The following is a 16,234-nucleotide window of genomic DNA, read 5'->3' as shown; positions in this document are numbered from 1 at the left end:
TGAGACAGTTCTCATCCTTTTACACCTTCTTTTTTTCGATCTGATTTTAATTCATCCTGAACGCTTTTTTCCCATAGCGGCACTTTCGTGTTGTATGCAGCCCTCATAATGAGGTGTCCGGCAACCGGTGCTGTCATAAAGACAAACACTATACCCAGGATAATTCGTGCGTTTAAATGGCCTTCAATCAGCCAGAAATAGAAGAATACACCAAGCAGTATGCTGATGACGCCAAGCGTTGCGCTTTTAGATGCGGCATGATTGCGCGTATAGGCATCAGGAAGCCGGACAACCCCATAGGCTGCTATAAGGCTCAGAATAGCACCCTGCAGGATGAAATACCCGATAATGATATTAGCGATTACGATCATTTTCAATAATCTCTCCCTTCTCAAGGAACTTTGCAAAGGCAACTGTTCCAATGAATGTCAGGATTCCAAGCAGCAGAATGACTTCGAGAAAAGCATTGGTGCGCAGCATAACTGAAATGATGGCCGTAATACCGATCAGGTTTATTCCGATGGCATCAAGCGCAATGACCCGGTCAGGAATTGAAGGTCCCTTGATCAGCCTGTACAAGTATAAAACCGTTGAAATGGCGATGATGAGAAGGGAGATTTTTAATACTAAATCAAACATTAGCGGCTCACCTCCTGAATGGCTTTTTCAAACGTGTTTTTTATATCTTTTCTGGCTTCTTCAGCGTCAGCTAAGTCCATCGCATGAATATACAAGTAACGGTTATCATCAGATATCTCGACAACAAGTGTCCCGGGTGTAAGGGTGATCAGATTTGCAAGAATCGTAATTTCCCAATCTTTTTTCAGCTCTGTTTCAAGCTTGAAGATTCCGGGACGAGCTGTCATTTTTGGCGCAAGTACGACCTTTAAAACGGCCAAATTTGACATAATCAGCTCGCGATTAAAGATATATAAGAGTTTTAAAACGGCAAAAACATTCCATAAATAGAACCGGTGATTGAAAAAACGGCGAAGCGCAAAGATCATCAGCAATCCGAAAAAGTAGCCGTTAAAAAAATCCTGGACGGAGTATTCTCCCTTTAGAAACATCCATGTAAATGCAATAGAGAAATTAAGTAATATTTGAAAGGCCATATCATCTACTCCTTCAGCACGGCTTGAATATAGATTGAGGGATCAAGCAGCGTTTCAGCAGCTTGAGTGATATACGGTGCAGCTGCTTCCGTTCCAACCCCAAAAGCAATCGACAGAACAATCAGGACTGCAATTGGAAAGAGAAGACCTTTTGTTCTGCCTTTTTCCTGTTCTTTCTCAAGCTTGACTTCACCCCAGAAACCATGGATGAAAATTTTCATGATGGAGTATAGAACAAGCAAGCTTGACAGCAGGACAAAGATAGCAAAAACATATTCCCCGGCTTCAAATCCGCCCTGAATAATCTTAAGTTTTCCGACAAAGCCGCTTAAAGGAGGAATTCCGGCAAGAGCAATGGCGGCGATAAAGAACATCCATGCAAGCAGAGGATGATTTTTCAGCAGCCCGCCCATTTTCCGCAGGTCGCTTGTTCCGGTAATCACAATCATGGCACCGGCAAGCATAAAGAGGGCACCTTTTATGATCATGTCATGAATTAAGTAGTAAATAGCTCCTTCAATGCCTGGAGAATTAAAGACTGCAACTCCAAATAATATGACGCCGACTGCGACGATAATATTATAGATCACAATTTTCTCTACATCCCAATAGGCAACTGCCCCAATTACTCCAAACAGAATAGTCAGAACAGAGAGCCATGCTAAAAGCTGATGTGTATAACCCGTATCATGAATGAAGATCAGCGTATACACCCGTGTAATGGAGTACACGCCAACCTTTGTCAATAAAGCTCCGAATAAAGCTGTTACAACAGCCGGCGGGGCCTGATAAGAACCCGGCATCCAGAAGTAAAGCGGAAAAATAGCGCCCTTCATGCCGAAAACGACTAAAAATAAAATCGCGATAACTGTCAAAAAGCCTGTTTGGCCGCTTTCACTGATCTTCTGGCTCAAATCTGCCATATTCAAGGTTCCAGTCACGGCATATAAGTAGGCAACGGTTATGACAAATAAAGCTGAAGATAAAATATTCACGATAATATATTTAATAGATTCCCGCAGCTGCGGCTTTGTTCCGCCAAGAACAATCAGCACATACGAGCTCATCAGCATCACTTCAAAAAAGACAAACAGGTTAAAAATATCGCCTGTTAAAAATGCGCCTGTTACGCCGACAATCAGGAACTGAACGGCAGGATAAAAGTAAAAACGCTCCCGTTCAGCCCCGATTGAACGGAAAGCAAACAAAATAGAAGTCAGTCCAATGATACTGGTCGTCAGGACGAGCAGACTGGAAAACATATCTGCAACGAAGACAATTCCGTATGGAGGCGCCCAGCTTCCAATTTCCACCGTGAGGATACCATTTGCTCTGACATCCTGAACGAGCAGAAAAGATATGATTACTGCAGCAAAAGAGGCAATGACGCTCATCCACTTTTGAAGCGTTATATATTTATTGAAAAAAATTAAAAGAATACCTGCCAATAATGGAACAATGAGAGGCAGCATCACGATATTATTCATTATGATCATTTCCCCTTAACTGATCCATATCATCACTTCCAAGTTCCTGATACGCTCTGTAAGCTAACACAAGCAAGAAGGATGTAACACCAAAGCTGATAACAATTGCCGTTAAAATCAAAGCCTGTGGCAGAGGATCGACATATGATGAAGCTTCTTCGCCTAGAAGCGGGGCTGCGCCTTTTTTCAATCCGCCCATTGTAAGGATTAACAAATGGGCGCCATGGCTCAGCAAACCTGTACCGATAATAATGCGAAGCAAGCTTTTAGATAGCATTAAATAAGTTGCAGCCATAAACAATATACCAACAACGATTGCCATTAAAATTTCCATTATTCTGTCTCCCCAATCGTCTGAATAATGGTCAGGGTTACACCGATTACAACAAGATAAACCCCGAGATCGAACAAGACTGCCGTTGCAAGCTCCGTATCCCCCAGAATCGGCAGATTAACATGACCGAATGTGTGGGATAAAAACGGAACACCGAAAAAGAAAGACCCGACACCTGTTAAAACGGCAATCAGCAGTCCTGCTGCAGCCAGATTAATGTAATTGACAGGCAAAATCGTGATGACTGTATTTACATCATAAGCGAGCAGAAGCAGTACAATGGCAGAGGAAGTCATTAATCCTCCGACAAATCCCCCGCCAGGTGTGTAGTGTCCGGCAAAAAAGAGATAAATCGAGAAAATGATGATGATGAAGAACACAACTTTCGTAATCGTCTGCAGGATTACGTCGTTTGTTTTAATGTGCGTTTTTTTCATCCTTCTTCCCCCTTTGCCATCCGCAGCTTGACCATTGCATAGATGCCAAGCGCAGCAATGCCAAGAACGGTAATCTCAAATAAAGTATCAAAACCGCGGAAATCTACTAAGATCACGTTGACCATATTTTTCCCGCCGGCTTCTGTATAACTTTTTTCAATAAAGAAAGACGAAATCGTTTCGCTGACGCGATTGCTGTTGGCGGAAATAGCAGCCAATGTAACAATAAGTCCCACTCCCAGTGAAATAAAGAAATTGACTAATCGGAAGCTGAGCTTCTTTTCTCTTTTCTTAAAAGAAGGAAGGAAGTAGAAGCAGAGCAAAAACAGTGCAACCGATACTGTTTCAATCACAAGCTGGGTAAGAGCAAGGTCCGGTGCGCGGAACAGGACAAAGAATAAAGCTAAACTGTAGCCCACTGATCCTAGTGCAATAATCGCTGTCAATCTGGATTTGGAAAATAAAATCGTGACCGTTCCGACGATCATGGCAAAAGCAAGGACGGCTTCATAAATGCCAATTTCCGCGGTGCCATCCAGACTGAATGAGAATCCGCCTTTAATAGCCATTGTTCCTCCTGTAATCAAAATCAGGAAAACAAAAATATAGGCCAAGTAATCTCTTATAAACCCTGTCATGTAAAAACGGGTAAACGTATTTGAATAACGTTCCATCCCGCTTAACGAAGCATCATAGAATTTATTAAGAGCAAGTTTTTTCGGGAACAAATCGTACATCTTTCTCCATTTTCCAAGAGTCAGATATCCAATGATTCCAAGGGCAATAACCCCGATTGTCATCATTAATTCAGGTGTGAATCCATGCCAGAAGGTAATATGGACTTCGAATTTTTCGCCTTCAGAAAGCAGCGAAGGCATGATCGATTCTACGGCAGGCTCAATTAATGTGTAAGACAGCAGATTCGGGAAAAATCCGAAAATCACAACAAGTGAACCTAGAATAATAGGAGAAATCAGCATGCCAAGCGGTGCTTCATGCGGCTTCTTTTCAAGCTTCTCCAATTGAACAGGACCTGTAAAAGGTTTAAATACAAGGACCATACTGTATAGGAACGTAAAAATACTGGCGATCCAGGCGAGAACAGGGAATAATAAGCCCCATGTTTCCATGCTGAAAATATCCATTTTTGTTACGTTGATCATACCGGTAAAAAACATTTCTTTACTTAAAAATCCATTGAAAGGCGGCAGGCCGGCCATAGAGAAAGCGCCAATAACAGCGATTGTGAACGTTATTGGCATAAAGCTCATCAAACCGCCGAGCTTGCGGATATCGCGTGTGCCGGTTTCATGATCAACGATTCCGGCTACCATGAAAAGACTGCCTTTAAACGTGGCATGATTGATTAAATGAAAAATAGCCGCAACAGTTGCAATGGTATAAAAATTATCATCAAGTGAATCGTAATGAAGAGCGGCTGCCCCGACTCCGAGCAATGACATGATTAACCCAAGCTGACTCACCGTTGAGAAAGCGAGAATCGCTTTTAAATCAGTCTGCTTTACAGCATTTAATGATCCCCAGAACAATGTAATGAGACCGAAAATGCTGACAAGCCAAAACCATTCAGCCGTCATGGCAAAAACAGGACTGAACCTTGCAACAAGATAAATTCCCGCTTTGACCATTGTTGCTGAGTGCAAGTACGCACTGACTGGCGTTGGAGCTTCCATCGCATCCGGAAGCCAGATGTAAAACGGAAATTGGGCTGATTTTGTAAACGCCCCAAGGAGAACAAGAACAAGAGCCGGAATAAACAGCTGATCGTTCATAATGCCAGGAACTGCCTCAATCATTTCGCGGATGCTGAATGTTCCTGTCATCAAATAGAGCAGGACAAAACCCCCGAGCATTGAAAGTCCGCCAAACACGGTAATCATCATCGACTTTAATGCACCGTACCTTGATTTTTCTCTGTGGTACCAGTAGCCGATCAATAAGAAAGATGAAAGGCTGGTAAATTCCCAGAATGTGTAGAGAACAATGACATTATCCGAAAGAACAACGCCAAGCATAGCTCCCATAAACATCAGCAGATAAACATAAAAGTGATTTAATTTTTCTTTTTCTTTTGAAAGATAATAAATGGAATACAATACGACGAGCGATCCGATACCTGTAATCAGCAAAGCAAACAGCAGCCCAAGCCCGTCCACATAGGCTGTAAAATTAATGCCAAGTGATGGAATCCAATTTACAGTTGATTGAACGGTTTCGCCGATAAATCCAAGAAAATAAACGAACAAAACAATGGGCAAAATGAGTACAAACCAACCAGTATGTATGCTTCTGAAATATTTATAAAGGAAAGGTATCAGAATGGCCAGAAGAAATGGTGAGATGATAGCCGCATGTAATAACGTCATTTTTGATCCTCCTTATGATGAAATTTCACGGTCATAAGACCCTAAATTGATTATAACGTAAAAATTTCGTTCGTGCATTCCTTACACATCTATTATTGACCACCTTTATCTGTTCTATTAAATAAGAAGAAAGAAACAAAAATCAGCCAAAAAATAACGATTTTTTTCACTTCTTGCCTGTATATTCCCTTTTTTGAATGAGCATGCTAGTGATGAGGTGATCCATATGAATAAAAAGAAGATCATCACCGCAACATTCATTTTTACAGCCATGTTCAGCAGTGCATGGGCTGCAAATGAAAACACAAAACGAACATACATTGATCCTGATTCCCTGAGTGAAAGCAAGGCGGAAATCCCAGAAAGAGAAGAGCCGTTTTATTTGTCTAATGAGGAAAAAAGGATGCTTGAGAAATTTAAGCCGAGAGAATATATTCGGATTGTGAATGTGAATAAGTAAAACAGAACGTCAGCCTTTAGACGTTCTGTTTTATATGTGGAAAAAAATTCTTGTAACCCTTATTGCTGTGAGGCATAATGAATGAGTATTCTGTCAGATTAGGAGATTCATGGAATGAAAAATACTTATTTCACCAGCTACTTTCCGCTGATTTCCATTTTGCTGTTCAGCACTTCTTTTTCCATCTCTACAGTCATGATGGTAGTAAAAGTGCTTAAAAGGCTCGGTATTTACGGAGGAATGCTTGAGTTTTTTTCGGAGAATGGCATCAAATTAGCTTTATTTATTGTTTTTGCTCTTATTTATTTTATGATTTTTTCAGCATTAAAACTTATTGCAGATACAGTGACAGAGCTATCTCTGCTCTTTTTTTCAAAGGATGTGAATGGTGAGAGCCTGAAGAAAATCAGACTTGGCTCGGCGTTCTATTTAATAGCAGCTGCACTTTCTTTGCTGCTCGTTCAATATGGGATTGGCATTTTCGCTGTCTTTCTGCTCGCCACTCTGTGTTATTTCGTTTTTGCGGTATATCAGTTCAGCTTTTTCTTAACGTCTTTCTCTTTAGTTGGACTTGTTTTATTTCATGTGCTGTTCTGGTCTATTTTTTTGTTCGGCATTCTTTATATATGCATGAGATTGTACAACAGCTTGATGGCGAGTTTGCCCGTATAGAAGAAGCCCCTCGGTTAATCCCGGGGGCTTTTCTTATAGAAATCTTTCTCTTGTTTCAGGAGAAGGAAGGGTGCAGGCATCCTTCTTTCCAAACCATTTATATCTGTTTTTTGCAAGAATGCTATAGACATAATCCCTGATTGTCCGGGGGATGACTATTAATAGAAAGGCAATCCTGAAAAAACCGCCGAGCTCCTTTAATACGTGCAAAGCCGCTGTAGATTTGAAGTAAACCTTATCCCCATCGACATAGACGAAGCTGTCAAAGTCTGACAAAGGGAGGCTATTTTCAGCAAGAATTTGCTGTCCCGCATCAGACTGAAGGGAGGCAAACTTAAAAACAGCTTTTTTATCATGTTTTAAGACAAATTGTACAGTCCCGTCGCAAAAATTGCATACTCCATCAAATAATAGAATTTTATTGTTTTTCAAGATATCACCCTCAAGTTACATGCTTTATCTTTCCTTTTCCACGAATAAATAATCTAAAACTATCGGTTTTTTGTAATATCACGCCAGATGAGCTGCTGGGGAGCGGATTTTGATAAATTCTCAATGCTGCCTGATTTGTCTTTCCCTATCCACACGCCTGCTGTATACCGGTCGGTTAAACCGACAAACCATAAATCTTTATAGTGATTTGTTGTTCCTGTTTTCCCTCCTATATAGACAGCAGAATGATTAGCTTTTGTGCCGGTCCCGCTTGATGTGACAGCTGATAAAAGCTTCCTCATTTCATTGTTGGTTGTGCTTTTCCACACTCTTAAAGGTTCTTCTTTCCATTGGTATAAAGAGTTCCCTTGCAAGTCTGTTATTTGGACAATGGCATGACTTTTATAGAAAACACCGTCATTTCCAAAAGCAGAATAGGCTTGTGTAAGTTCTAAAGGTGAAAAACCATTTGTGAAGCCGCCGATCGCTGAAGGGAGCACGTAATCAGCATCCGTTACTGCCTGGAAACCGAATGGCGTTAAATAAGAATATCCTTTTGCAATGCCCACTTCATCAAGCATTCTGACTGCAGGTGTGTTGTACGATTTTTTAAAAGCCGTTTCAAGGGTCACATTTCCATATGTTTTCTCATCATAGTTTTTGGGGCAGTAGTCTTTTTTACAAAAAGGTTTTGCACTTATCACGGATGATGCAGAAGCATTTTTCACATCTATATACGGAACATAATCGAGCAAAGGCTTTATTGCCGAACCCGGCTGCCGGTATGCCTGATAAGCACGGTTGAAATTGAATTTTTGATAATCCCGGCCTCCATATAAGGCTTTTATTTGATGAGTATGATGATCAATAACAACACTCGCTCCTTGAACAGAAGAATCGCTCAAGTGATTTTTAAAAGCATCAGCCGCGTTTGCCTGCATGGTTGGATCAAGAGCAGTATGAATAATCACGCCTTTTTTTACAACTTCATGCACCCTGGTATTCAGTTCTTCATCAATTGCAGCTTTACCTTCCTTGTCTGCAGCCGATGCTCTTTTTTTGAAACCTTCATTTTCAGCAATAAGGCGTTTTAGTTCATCATGTACATAGGTTACGTAGTCAGGAAAGCGGTCAGTCCGGTGCTGCAGATTTAACCTGATTTTTTCTGCTGAAGCAGAGTTATATTGCTCCAAAGTGATATATTCACCGTCTAAAAGATTTTTAAGCAGCAGAAGCTGCCTTTTCTTTGTATGATCAAAATTCTTGACTGGATCATATAAGGAGGGATTATTCGGGATGGCACTGATAAACGCAATTTGTGCCAGCGTCAGCTTGTCAATTGGCTTGCTGAAGTAATAATTGCTTGCCATTTGAACCCCGTAAACTCCGTTATGAAAATAGACTGCATTTAAATATCCTTCGAGAATTTCTTCTTTTGAAAAAGTTCTCTCTATGTGATATGAGTACAGAAGCTCGCTTAGCTTCCGATTATAGGTTTTCTCGTGGGATAAAAAGACATTGCGGGCAAGCTGCTGGGTAATGGTGCTTCCGCCCTGTTCGATCGATTCGCTTTTGGCATTAATCAGGACCGCTCTCGCCATTCCGGCAGGATCAAATCCAATATGTTCATAGAATTTCTGATCCTCTGAAACAATGAAAATAGTTTTGACAGCTTCAGGGATCTTATCAAAAGACACATAAGTCCGGTTTTCCTGATTTGTGATGATTTCAGAAACGAGGGCGCCGTTTTGATCAACGATAAAACTATTTTGGGTTAGAGGAAATTCTTTTAAAGGGAGCTTTTCGTCTAACACCGTTGATACAGCTTTCACATTTTTTACTTCATCCCCGGAAATTAAAAATAAATAAATAAGAACGGGGCCCATGATGATCAGGCTTATCCAGCCAATTATTGAACGCAATGCTGTCACTCGCTTTATAGGTTATTGTGTACACTTTATAGTACCATCAGTTGGGATCAGATAGAAGATATTTCCTGTAAGGAGCAGCAAAAAAACGCCCTCCTGTTGGAGAGCGTTTCTTCAGCTTGCTTTTGCAAGTGCTTTTTGTTCAATGCGCAAGCTTTTCCATAATAGAATCGCACTGCATAGAAACAATCCGGCTGTTACATAAAAAACAGCAGAGATACCGAAGCTTCCTGCTATCATTCCGCCAAGAACTGGACCAATGACATTCCCAAGAAACTTAAAGCTGACATTGTAGCCAAGGACCTCTCCCTGCATAGCTATAGGTGCTGTCTGGCGGATAAATGCGGTAATGCAAGGGATGATTCCGCCAATTGCCATGCCGAATAGAAAACGGAAAATCATCAGCTGCCATAAAGTATGGACAAGCGCCTGCGGGATAAAGCAGAAAACAGAGGCAATCAAAAGGCCAATCAGCACTTTTTCATGTCCAATCCGGTCGCCAAGAGATCCCCATCTCCTTGATGCCAGTAAATTGCCTGCACCAGTTGCGGAAAAAGCAAGCCCAGAGAAAAAGGCCAGATTGACAGGACCATGAAGCTCGCTCACATAAAGAGCCAGCAGCGGCTGAATACTGAAGTTGCCGATTTGAACAAGCAGGGTTAAGAACATAATTGTTAAGAGCAGAGGAGATTTAAAAATATGCCGCAGAACTTGTTTCCTTGTATATGATTTCTTTTTTTCCTCTTTCCCTCTTAGCGGTGCTTCTTTAATGCCAAAAGCAACAAGAAGGACTGATATGTAAATAACGCCTGCTGTTATGAAAAAGGTGTAGGTAAAACCAAACTCGTCAGCGAGAAGACCTCCAATAAGCGGTCCGAATAATCCCCCTGATACCGTTCCCATCTGAAGGGTGCCAAGCGTTTGCCCTGCAACTTCCTTTTTAGTCTGTGCTGAAATTAAAGCAAGAGAAGTCGGTATAAACCCAGTAACAGCACCCATCAGCAGCCGCAGTATAAATAATTCATGAACGGAATTTACAAACCCCATTAAAAGAATGCTTGTAGCAATGCCGGACCCTGTAATGAGCAAAATCTTTTTATAGCCATACTTATCTCCAAATCTTCCCCAGAGAGGAGAGACAAGAAAAGCCATTAAAAAAGAGATGCCAAATACGTAGCCGGCCCATTTGCGCACATAGTCATCGGTAAAATCACCAAATGTGCTCAAGTATAAAGACAGAAAGGGCATAATCATGGTCGCGCTTGCTGCTACAAAAAAGTTAGCTGCCCACATGATTAAAAAATTTCTTTTCTGAATTGAGATAAAAAACACCTTCTTTAGTATAAAACCCCAGCAATATATTTCGTGTCCCTTAATATTATAAATCAATCCTTTCGTTTTTAGAAATAATAACTGAGCAATATTCATTATTTTTAGAAAAATAAAGCTATATTTTCCAGTTTGGTGATATAATAGTAATAAAAAGGAAATTTCTTTTTTAATGAATAAAATGAGTGGAAAGGAGGGCTCGTATGGCAGATCACCATCAATTAATTTTTATTGATTTTGAATTCACCATGCCAGAAGGAAAAGCTAACCCGCGCGGATTTTATCCTGAAATAATCGAAGTAGGTATCGTCTCCGTCATCAATCAAACCGCACACAAACAATTTTCCTCTTATGTAAGACCAGTTCAGTTTCCCTTTTTAACAGATCGCTGCAAGTCATTTCTGCACATTTCTCAGGCGCAGGTTAACTCAGGTATTTCCTTTCAGGAATTGATCGCAATCTTGAAAGAATTTGGAGATTATCCGAAGACTACCGTCATTACATGGGGAAATATGGACATGAAGGTGCTCAGGCAAAATTGCCAGAAGAACAACGCTGATTTCCCTTTCAGCGGCAAGTTCAGAGATTTATCAATGGAATATAAGAAGTTTTTTGGGGACAGAAATCAGACAGGTTTATGGAAAGCAGTTGAAGAGTATGGAAAAAAGGGAACAGGCAGGCATCATTGCGCATTAGACGATGCACTGACCACCTGCAATATTTATAACCTTGTCGAAAATGATAAACGGTATCTTCAAAAACCAACGCCGACGACAATCGGAGACCGAATTGATTTTTCAAAAGTCATGAACAAATTTGCAACATAGAGCCAAATCACCTTACCCGTGATTTGGCTTATTATCATTTGGATGTGCTTTTAGCAGCAATGTTTTATAAAAGAGTCTATTGCTTAAAGTAATCTTCTTTTAACACCTGGATTTTCTCGAGTGACATTTTAGCCCATGGTCTTGAATCTTCCGCTAAATCTTTCTCAAGTTCGGCAACTGCTTTGCCCAGAGATTCCTGATAAGATGGGGGGGTGCCTTCATATTTACGGACCATGCTTTTAGGAATATTGGTTTGCTCATTCTCTGCAAGTGCTCTTCGTTCATGAAACAACGGGACCTCGGCTTCCTTAGGCATGTGCAAGTCTCCTTGAAGCGGATGTTTAATAACGGCTTTTACTTTTACTAAATAATGCTCCGGCTGAATATTCGTGATTTCTCCGATATATTTCCCTGTTTTATAGATGCCTGTAACGATTTCCCCTATAAAAAGTTCTTCTCTCATTTTTATGCCCCCCGTTTTTATTTGGTGCAAATCCCCATTTTTATTTTTGATCTTTCTTTTAATTATAGTGTATTTATGCATTGGAAAAAAGCGTCTTCACTGGCAGACCTTGCCTAAGCTAAACAGTCGGTTCCGCTTTTCTATCAATTTTGTGACAAGAGTGGAGCTTATGGTAAAAAATTGTTATAGTTAAGTGGATAAAGGTAAGGAGTGATCGATTTGTTAAACGCTTTCATATTTGGTCTGTTTCTCTATTTTCCTGAAGATAAGTCTGAGTACCTTCCAGCTGGAATTACGATGTTCATCTTTTTCGCTGCTGCTGTAGGGGCGTTTATGCTCATTAAAAAAATCTCGAAAAAAGAAGAATTGAAAGCGGAGGAGTTTGAACAAAACCTTAAATCCGCTCATAAAAATAAATGATAGGATTGAAGCCAATTCCAATTTTGGGGTTGGTATTTTTATTTTCCAGAATAAAATACCCGACGTATGCCGAAAATGGTAAGAAGTACATATTTCTGGAGGGAACAATGAAAAAACGTATCGTTCCGGCAGTCTTTTTCCTTTCATTCTTAAGCGGGTGCATGGAAGAGGCACCGACAAAAGTAGATGTAGAAATGTTTAATGCAAGCGGCGATTCACTTGGGACGGTGAAACTCTCCGAACAGACAAAAGGCATAAAGCTGGAAATAGTTTTAGAGGGTCTTCCGCCTGGAGAGCATGGTTTTCATATACATGAAAATGCAAAGTGCGAGGCGCCTGAATTTAAAAGTGCAGGCAATCATTTCAATCCTGATGAAAAGCAGCACGGTCTGCTGCATCCAGAAGGATCGCATGCAGGTGATCTGCAGAATCTGATTGCAGATGAAGATGGACTGGTAGAGGCGGAAATTGCTGCACCGGCCGTTACGCTAAAAAAAGATGCAAAAAACTCTTTATTAATGAAAGAGGGAACAACGCTGATTATTACTGAACAGAAGGATGACGGGATGACACAGCCGTCTGGAGAATCAGGAACACGCATCGCTTGCGGGGAAATTACAGAAAAAGAAGGAAAACGTCCTGATAAGAAGGAAGTAAAACCTGCTGACGAAAAATAACGCTAAACGGTAAAAACGGCCTCACTTGGCCGTTTTTACTTTATTTCAGCAATTTGATGACAATCTGCTTTTACTTTCGAGAAAGGCAGTCCGAAAAATGTATAAAACTGTACAGTCGTTTCATAGCATTTCTGATCAGAACCTTTTTGTTCTTTGATGCTCAGCACTTGCTCGTTCAGGGAAAGAGCGCGCTGAAAGGAATTAAAGTGAAGTGTTAGAATCGTGTCAATTGCAAGGGAAGCTTCTTGCTGCATTTCTTCATTTTGGATTGCTTGTGCGCCGTTCCCCATTTTCTGCGGGATAAAAAAGGCTGCAGTCAGTAAGCATAAGGTAAGCAGAAAAATCAGCATGAATCGGTTCTTCAAAAAAAACCCCTCCTCATGTTCTTTTCGTCTGTTTACTTCTTGTCTCTATAGTCAGTTTATTATAAAAATGAAAGAAACATTCTAACTATTCAGCATCTGACTGAATGGGCAGAGATACAGTGACAGTTGTCCCTTCCCCGATTGCGCTCTGATATCGAATCGTTCCCCCGTGGTGATGAATGATGGAGAAGGTGACAGTTAATCCAAGACCGGTTCCTTTTTCTTTTAATGTAAAATAGGGTTCCCCTAATCGTTCAAGCTGGTCTGCCGTCATTCCGCTTCCATTGTCGGAAATTTTGATTCTGATGTATTCATGGGAAGAATAGGCTCTTATAAAGACTTGTCCTTCTAAATCAGGGACAGCCTCAATTGCATTTTTCAATAGGTTGATAAACACTTGCTTTAATCTCGGATTATCTCCATAAACGACTAAATCGGAATCGATTTTTGTTTCGATTGTGACCGTTTTGTAGTTGGCATAGGAACGCATCAATTGATCGACTTCAATCAGCAAAGAGGATAAAGAAACGTTCTCTTTTTCAAAATATTGCTGTTTCGCTAAATTTAAATAATCGGTAATAATATCCTGAGCCCGATCAAGCTCTGATAATACTAATTCGAAGTAATCCTTATTTTTATGTTCGTCCGCCTGCAGTTCCTGACCCATCAATTGAATGAAACCTCTCACTACCGTTAATGGATTTCTGACTTCATGAGCAACACTTGCAGCAAGTTCGCTTATGATAGAGAGTTTTTCGTTTTTGATAATCTGATAACGCATCATTGCGTTTTCCCGAATGTATTCAATGGAGCATTGTGCGAGAAAAAATGCAAATAAGAGGAAAAGCCAGCTGAGCGATAAAATAACCATATTGCTTTTGGTGAAAATCATAGGAGTCAGACCAAAAGTTCCAGTTACATATAACGCAGAATAAGTGACTGCGGTTTTAATAGTTGCTGTCAGCAGAATGAACATCATTTTGCGCTGTTTATTATAGAAAAACCATTTTTTTTGCAGATAGTAAGGAAGAATAATATAGAAAGGGATGGTAAGCAGACTCAGCATCAGCCAATATCCGCCTGTATAAAATCGGTAGGCAAATACAGTGAGAATGACCAGAGCACCGGAAAGCGGCCCTCCATATAAAATACTGATCACAATGGGAATGGAATGAAGATCAAAGCTTAAATCGTCAATAATATGAAGCGGATAGGTCATGCATAAAACGGCAGAAGGCGCACAAAGCAAATAAATTAGTGTTTTGTTACGGCTGGGGGGCGATTTGAAAGGCCTGCTGAGCCATGCGGTTTGATATATAAATACAGGAAAAAGAATGAATGTCATATGGAGAATTAAATCTTTAATCGATTCAATTGTCATGGTCAATGGATTCGACACCTTTACAATATTCTGAATACATTATACCATTAAAAAAATCAATATACTTCAATATATTTCAATTTATACCCAGGGGATGTGCTGCCGGAATGAGGCGCTTAGTTATTCCGGATTGGAAGTTTAAAAAAGCCATAATCCCAGTTATGGCTTTTGCTGATTCAAGAAAATGCTTTTTCAAGGCGTTTTAACCCATCAAGAACAACTGAACGGGGACAGCCAATATTCATGCGGATAAAGCCTTCACCGCCAGGGCCGTATTTTGTGCCTTCTTCAACGGCAAGTCTCCCTTTTTTAAGCAATAATTCCTTCAATTCCGCATCTGTTTTTGAGAGGCTTCTGCAGTCAATCCAAACAAGATAGGTGGAATCAGGCTGAATTACCTTTAACTCCGGCAGCTTTTCTTCAATAAAGGAAGTGACTGTATTGACGTTGCCTTCCAGGTACGCTGTTAACTCTTCAAGCCAAGGAGCGCCAAAAGTATAAGCAGCTTCCATTCCTGTGATCCCGAATGTATTCAGGGTGAAAAAACCCTGTCTCTTTTGAAAATCCTCATATTTCGTGCGAAGATTCTTGTTTGAAATGATAATTGCAGATGATTGCAGGCCTGCAAGATTAAATGTTTTGCTTGGAGCCATGCATGTGATGGAAAGATCGGCCAGCTCCTTAGAAATGGAGGCAAATGGCACATGCTTTTTTCCAAACAGCATTAAATCAGAATGAATTTCATCTGAAACTACGATAACATGATGGGCCGCGCATAACTCGCCAAGCTTTTTCAATTCATCCGAGGTCCAAGCTCTGCCGCCTGGGTTGTGGGGATTGCACAGCAGCATAAGTTTAACTGCAGGATCAGATAGCTTTTCTTCAAGGTCTGCAAAATCAATCTCATAGTTTCCCTGCACAAGTTCTAATTGATTATTAATAATCGTCCGGTTATTTTTTTCGGTCATGTCAAAAAAAGGATGATAAACAGGAGACTGAATGAGGACACTGTCTCCGGGATCTGTCAGTGACTGAATGGCCATGCTTAAAGCTGTCACTACACCCGAACTGAAAACAATCGATTCTTGTGTGATGCTCCAGTTGTGGCGTTTTTCCATCCAATGCTGTACGGCTTTTTTGGCACCGAACCCTGCGGATGTATATCCGAAAATACCATGTGATGCCCGCTCTGCGAGAGCCGAAACTACTTCATTAGGAGCTTTAAAATCCATATCTGCCACCCACATAGGCAGGACATCCTTAATCCCGAAAATTTCTTCCGTGTAATCCCACTTTACGGATTGAGTATTGGATCTGTCTGTTGTCTGATCAAAAGGATTCATTTTAACCCTCCTTCTTTTCTGGTATTGTAAATAAACGGGCGGTTACGCTTTTCTTGTTGTCCAGCTCCATCGCCCAACTCCTCGGCCAGAACGGCTCCGTTTGTAAAGGCAAAAAGCGCCTTTTCAGCCGGATCCTTATCTGTCTGTCGGAGCTAACCAGGGATTTCGGGTTTACAC

At 40.7% G+C, this 16,234-nt stretch carries 19 protein-coding genes; 5 read left to right on the top strand and 14 right to left on the bottom strand.

All coding sequences use genetic code 11. The features are described from left to right. Positions 1 to 11 precede the first annotated feature (11 nt). From mnhG to ABEQ24_RS02425, 7 genes are read right to left on the bottom strand one after another with little or no spacing between them, the layout of a single operon-like run. Complete coding sequence (gene mnhG, locus ABEQ24_RS02455; RefSeq protein ID WP_430005405.1) at positions 12 to 371, bottom strand: monovalent cation/H(+) antiporter subunit G; 360 nt, start codon at positions 369 to 371, stop codon at positions 12 to 14. Beyond that, on the bottom strand, positions 355 to 639 hold the full coding sequence (locus ABEQ24_RS02450) for a Na(+)/H(+) antiporter subunit F1 (RefSeq protein WP_430005305.1): 285 nt from the start codon (positions 637 to 639) through the stop codon (positions 355 to 357). The genes mnhG and ABEQ24_RS02450 overlap by 17 nt, the downstream gene beginning before the upstream one ends. Further along, positions 639 to 1,115: a Na+/H+ antiporter subunit E gene (locus tag ABEQ24_RS02445; protein WP_430005304.1), complete on the bottom strand. Its 477-nt coding sequence runs from the start codon at positions 1,113 to 1,115 to the stop codon at positions 639 to 641. Before ABEQ24_RS02445 ends, ABEQ24_RS02450 begins: the two co-directional genes overlap by 1 nt. A 5-nt stretch (positions 1,116 to 1,120) precedes the next feature. Continuing rightward, the gene (locus ABEQ24_RS02440) at positions 1,121 to 2,602 is read right to left on the bottom strand and encodes a Na+/H+ antiporter subunit D (RefSeq protein WP_430005303.1); all 1,482 of its coding nucleotides are present in this window, start codon (positions 2,600 to 2,602) and stop codon (positions 1,121 to 1,123) included. Continuing rightward, complete coding sequence (locus ABEQ24_RS02435; RefSeq protein WP_070876102.1) at positions 2,595 to 2,936, bottom strand: Na(+)/H(+) antiporter subunit C; 342 nt, start codon at positions 2,934 to 2,936, stop codon at positions 2,595 to 2,597. Before ABEQ24_RS02435 ends, ABEQ24_RS02440 begins: the two co-directional genes overlap by 8 nt. Continuing rightward, positions 2,936 to 3,373 carry a Na(+)/H(+) antiporter subunit B gene (locus ABEQ24_RS02430; protein ID WP_430005302.1) on the bottom strand — a complete coding sequence of 146 codons (438 nt, stop codon included), beginning with the start codon at positions 3,371 to 3,373 and terminating at the stop codon, positions 2,936 to 2,938. Before ABEQ24_RS02430 ends, ABEQ24_RS02435 begins: the two co-directional genes overlap by 1 nt. Beyond that, positions 3,370 to 5,760 (bottom strand): Na+/H+ antiporter subunit A, encoded by a 2,391-nt coding sequence (locus ABEQ24_RS02425; protein WP_430005301.1) that lies wholly within the window; start codon positions 5,758 to 5,760, stop codon positions 3,370 to 3,372. Before ABEQ24_RS02425 ends, ABEQ24_RS02430 begins: the two co-directional genes overlap by 4 nt. Before the next feature lie 226 nt (positions 5,761 to 5,986). On the opposite strand from ABEQ24_RS02425, the gene ABEQ24_RS02420 reads away from it, so the two are divergent. Further along, the gene (locus tag ABEQ24_RS02420) at positions 5,987 to 6,220 is read left to right on the top strand and encodes a hypothetical protein (RefSeq protein ID WP_430005300.1); all 234 of its coding nucleotides are present in this window, start codon (positions 5,987 to 5,989) and stop codon (positions 6,218 to 6,220) included. 114 nt (positions 6,221 to 6,334) lie between these two features. Next, entirely contained in the window at positions 6,335 to 6,892 is a 558-nt protein-coding gene (locus tag ABEQ24_RS02415; RefSeq protein WP_430005299.1) for a DUF5366 family protein, read from the top strand. Positions 6,893 to 6,925: 33 nt separating this feature from the next. Here ABEQ24_RS02415 and ABEQ24_RS02410 read toward each other — a convergent pair whose 3' ends face one another. From ABEQ24_RS02410 to ABEQ24_RS02400, 3 genes are all read right to left on the bottom strand, one after another. Beyond that, positions 6,926 to 7,324, bottom strand: a complete 399-nt coding sequence (locus tag ABEQ24_RS02410) for a thiol-disulfide oxidoreductase DCC family protein (protein ID WP_430005298.1) — start codon at positions 7,322 to 7,324, stop codon at positions 6,926 to 6,928. A gap of 59 nt (positions 7,325 to 7,383) precedes the next feature. Next, entirely contained in the window at positions 7,384 to 9,210 is a 1,827-nt protein-coding gene (locus ABEQ24_RS02405; protein ID WP_430005404.1) for a transglycosylase domain-containing protein, read from the bottom strand. A gap of 156 nt (positions 9,211 to 9,366) precedes the next feature. Further along, the gene (locus ABEQ24_RS02400; protein ID WP_430005297.1) at positions 9,367 to 10,545 is read right to left on the bottom strand and encodes an MFS transporter; all 1,179 of its coding nucleotides are present in this window, start codon (positions 10,543 to 10,545) and stop codon (positions 9,367 to 9,369) included. Positions 10,546 to 10,784: 239 nt separating this feature from the next. Between ABEQ24_RS02400 and kapD the strand changes: the two genes are divergently transcribed. Then, positions 10,785 to 11,408 carry a 3'-5' exonuclease KapD gene (kapD, locus tag ABEQ24_RS02395; RefSeq protein ID WP_430005296.1) on the top strand — a complete coding sequence of 208 codons (624 nt, stop codon included), beginning with the start codon at positions 10,785 to 10,787 and terminating at the stop codon, positions 11,406 to 11,408. 76 nt (positions 11,409 to 11,484) lie between these two features. On the opposite strand, the gene ABEQ24_RS02390 is transcribed toward kapD, so the two are convergent. Then, positions 11,485 to 11,871: a kinase-associated lipoprotein B gene (locus tag ABEQ24_RS02390; RefSeq protein WP_430005295.1), complete on the bottom strand. Its 387-nt coding sequence runs from the start codon at positions 11,869 to 11,871 to the stop codon at positions 11,485 to 11,487. A 210-nt stretch (positions 11,872 to 12,081) separates the two neighbouring features. Here ABEQ24_RS02390 and ABEQ24_RS02385 point away from each other — a divergent pair, with 210 nt between their 5' ends. Beyond that, positions 12,082 to 12,291, top strand: coding sequence for a hypothetical protein (locus ABEQ24_RS02385; RefSeq protein WP_430005294.1), 210 nt, complete (start codon positions 12,082 to 12,084; stop codon positions 12,289 to 12,291). A 107-nt stretch (positions 12,292 to 12,398) separates the two neighbouring features. Next, positions 12,399 to 12,968 (top strand): superoxide dismutase family protein, encoded by a 570-nt coding sequence (locus ABEQ24_RS02380; RefSeq protein ID WP_430005293.1) that lies wholly within the window; start codon positions 12,399 to 12,401, stop codon positions 12,966 to 12,968. Positions 12,969 to 13,003: 35 nt separating this feature from the next. Here the strand turns inward: ABEQ24_RS02380 and ABEQ24_RS02375 are convergent, their stop codons facing one another. From ABEQ24_RS02375 to ABEQ24_RS02365, 3 genes are all read right to left on the bottom strand, one after another. Continuing rightward, complete coding sequence (locus ABEQ24_RS02375; RefSeq protein WP_430005292.1) at positions 13,004 to 13,333, bottom strand: hypothetical protein; 330 nt, start codon at positions 13,331 to 13,333, stop codon at positions 13,004 to 13,006. Positions 13,334 to 13,418: 85 nt separating this feature from the next. Further along, positions 13,419 to 14,714, bottom strand: coding sequence for an ATP-binding protein (locus ABEQ24_RS02370; RefSeq protein WP_430005403.1), 1,296 nt, complete (start codon positions 14,712 to 14,714; stop codon positions 13,419 to 13,421). Positions 14,715 to 14,890: 176 nt separating this feature from the next. Further along, positions 14,891 to 16,057, bottom strand: a complete 1,167-nt coding sequence (locus ABEQ24_RS02365) for a MalY/PatB family protein (RefSeq protein ID WP_430005291.1) — start codon at positions 16,055 to 16,057, stop codon at positions 14,891 to 14,893. Positions 16,058 to 16,234: the final 177 nt, after the last annotated feature.

The organism is Metabacillus idriensis (assembly GCF_050483325.1).
GTDB lineage: Bacteria > Bacillota > Bacilli > Bacillales > Bacillaceae > Bacillus_P > Bacillus_P idriensis_A.
The sequence above is the reverse complement of the archived record's forward strand: the minus strand, read 5'-3'. Positions and strand labels throughout refer to the sequence as shown.

Bases quoted from the DNA above. Each gene is read 5' to 3' on its own strand.
- mnhG (WP_430005405.1), bottom strand. From the start codon at position 371: ATGATCGTAATCGCTAATATCATTATCGGGTATTTCATCCTGCAGGGT.
- ABEQ24_RS02450 (WP_430005305.1), bottom strand. From the start codon at position 639: ATGTTTGATTTAGTATTAAAAATCTCCCTTCTCATCATCGCCATTTCA.
- ABEQ24_RS02445 (WP_430005304.1), bottom strand. From the start codon at position 1,115: ATGGCCTTTCAAATATTACTTAATTTCTCTATTGCATTTACATGGATG.
- ABEQ24_RS02440 (WP_430005303.1), bottom strand. From the start codon at position 2,602: ATGAATAATATCGTGATGCTGCCTCTCATTGTTCCATTATTGGCAGGT.
- ABEQ24_RS02435 (WP_070876102.1), bottom strand. From the start codon at position 2,936: ATGGAAATTTTAATGGCAATCGTTGTTGGTATATTGTTTATGGCTGCA.
- ABEQ24_RS02430 (WP_430005302.1), bottom strand. From the start codon at position 3,373: ATGAAAAAAACGCACATTAAAACAAACGACGTAATCCTGCAGACGATT.
- ABEQ24_RS02425 (WP_430005301.1), bottom strand. From the start codon at position 5,760: ATGACGTTATTACATGCGGCTATCATCTCACCATTTCTTCTGGCCATT.
- ABEQ24_RS02420 (WP_430005300.1), top strand. From the start codon at position 5,987: ATGAATAAAAAGAAGATCATCACCGCAACATTCATTTTTACAGCCATG.
- ABEQ24_RS02415 (WP_430005299.1), top strand. From the start codon at position 6,335: ATGAAAAATACTTATTTCACCAGCTACTTTCCGCTGATTTCCATTTTG.
- ABEQ24_RS02405 (WP_430005404.1), bottom strand. From the start codon at position 9,210: ATGGGCCCCGTTCTTATTTATTTATTTTTAATTTCCGGGGATGAAGTA.
- ABEQ24_RS02400 (WP_430005297.1), bottom strand. From the start codon at position 10,545: ATGTGGGCAGCTAACTTTTTTGTAGCAGCAAGCGCGACCATGATTATG.
- kapD (WP_430005296.1), top strand. From the start codon at position 10,785: ATGGCAGATCACCATCAATTAATTTTTATTGATTTTGAATTCACCATG.
- ABEQ24_RS02390 (WP_430005295.1), bottom strand. From the start codon at position 11,871: ATGAGAGAAGAACTTTTTATAGGGGAAATCGTTACAGGCATCTATAAA.
- ABEQ24_RS02380 (WP_430005293.1), top strand. From the start codon at position 12,399: ATGAAAAAACGTATCGTTCCGGCAGTCTTTTTCCTTTCATTCTTAAGC.
- ABEQ24_RS02370 (WP_430005403.1), bottom strand. From the start codon at position 14,714: ATGACAATTGAATCGATTAAAGATTTAATTCTCCATATGACATTCATT.
- ABEQ24_RS02365 (WP_430005291.1), bottom strand. From the start codon at position 16,057: ATGAATCCTTTTGATCAGACAACAGACAGATCCAATACTCAATCCGTA.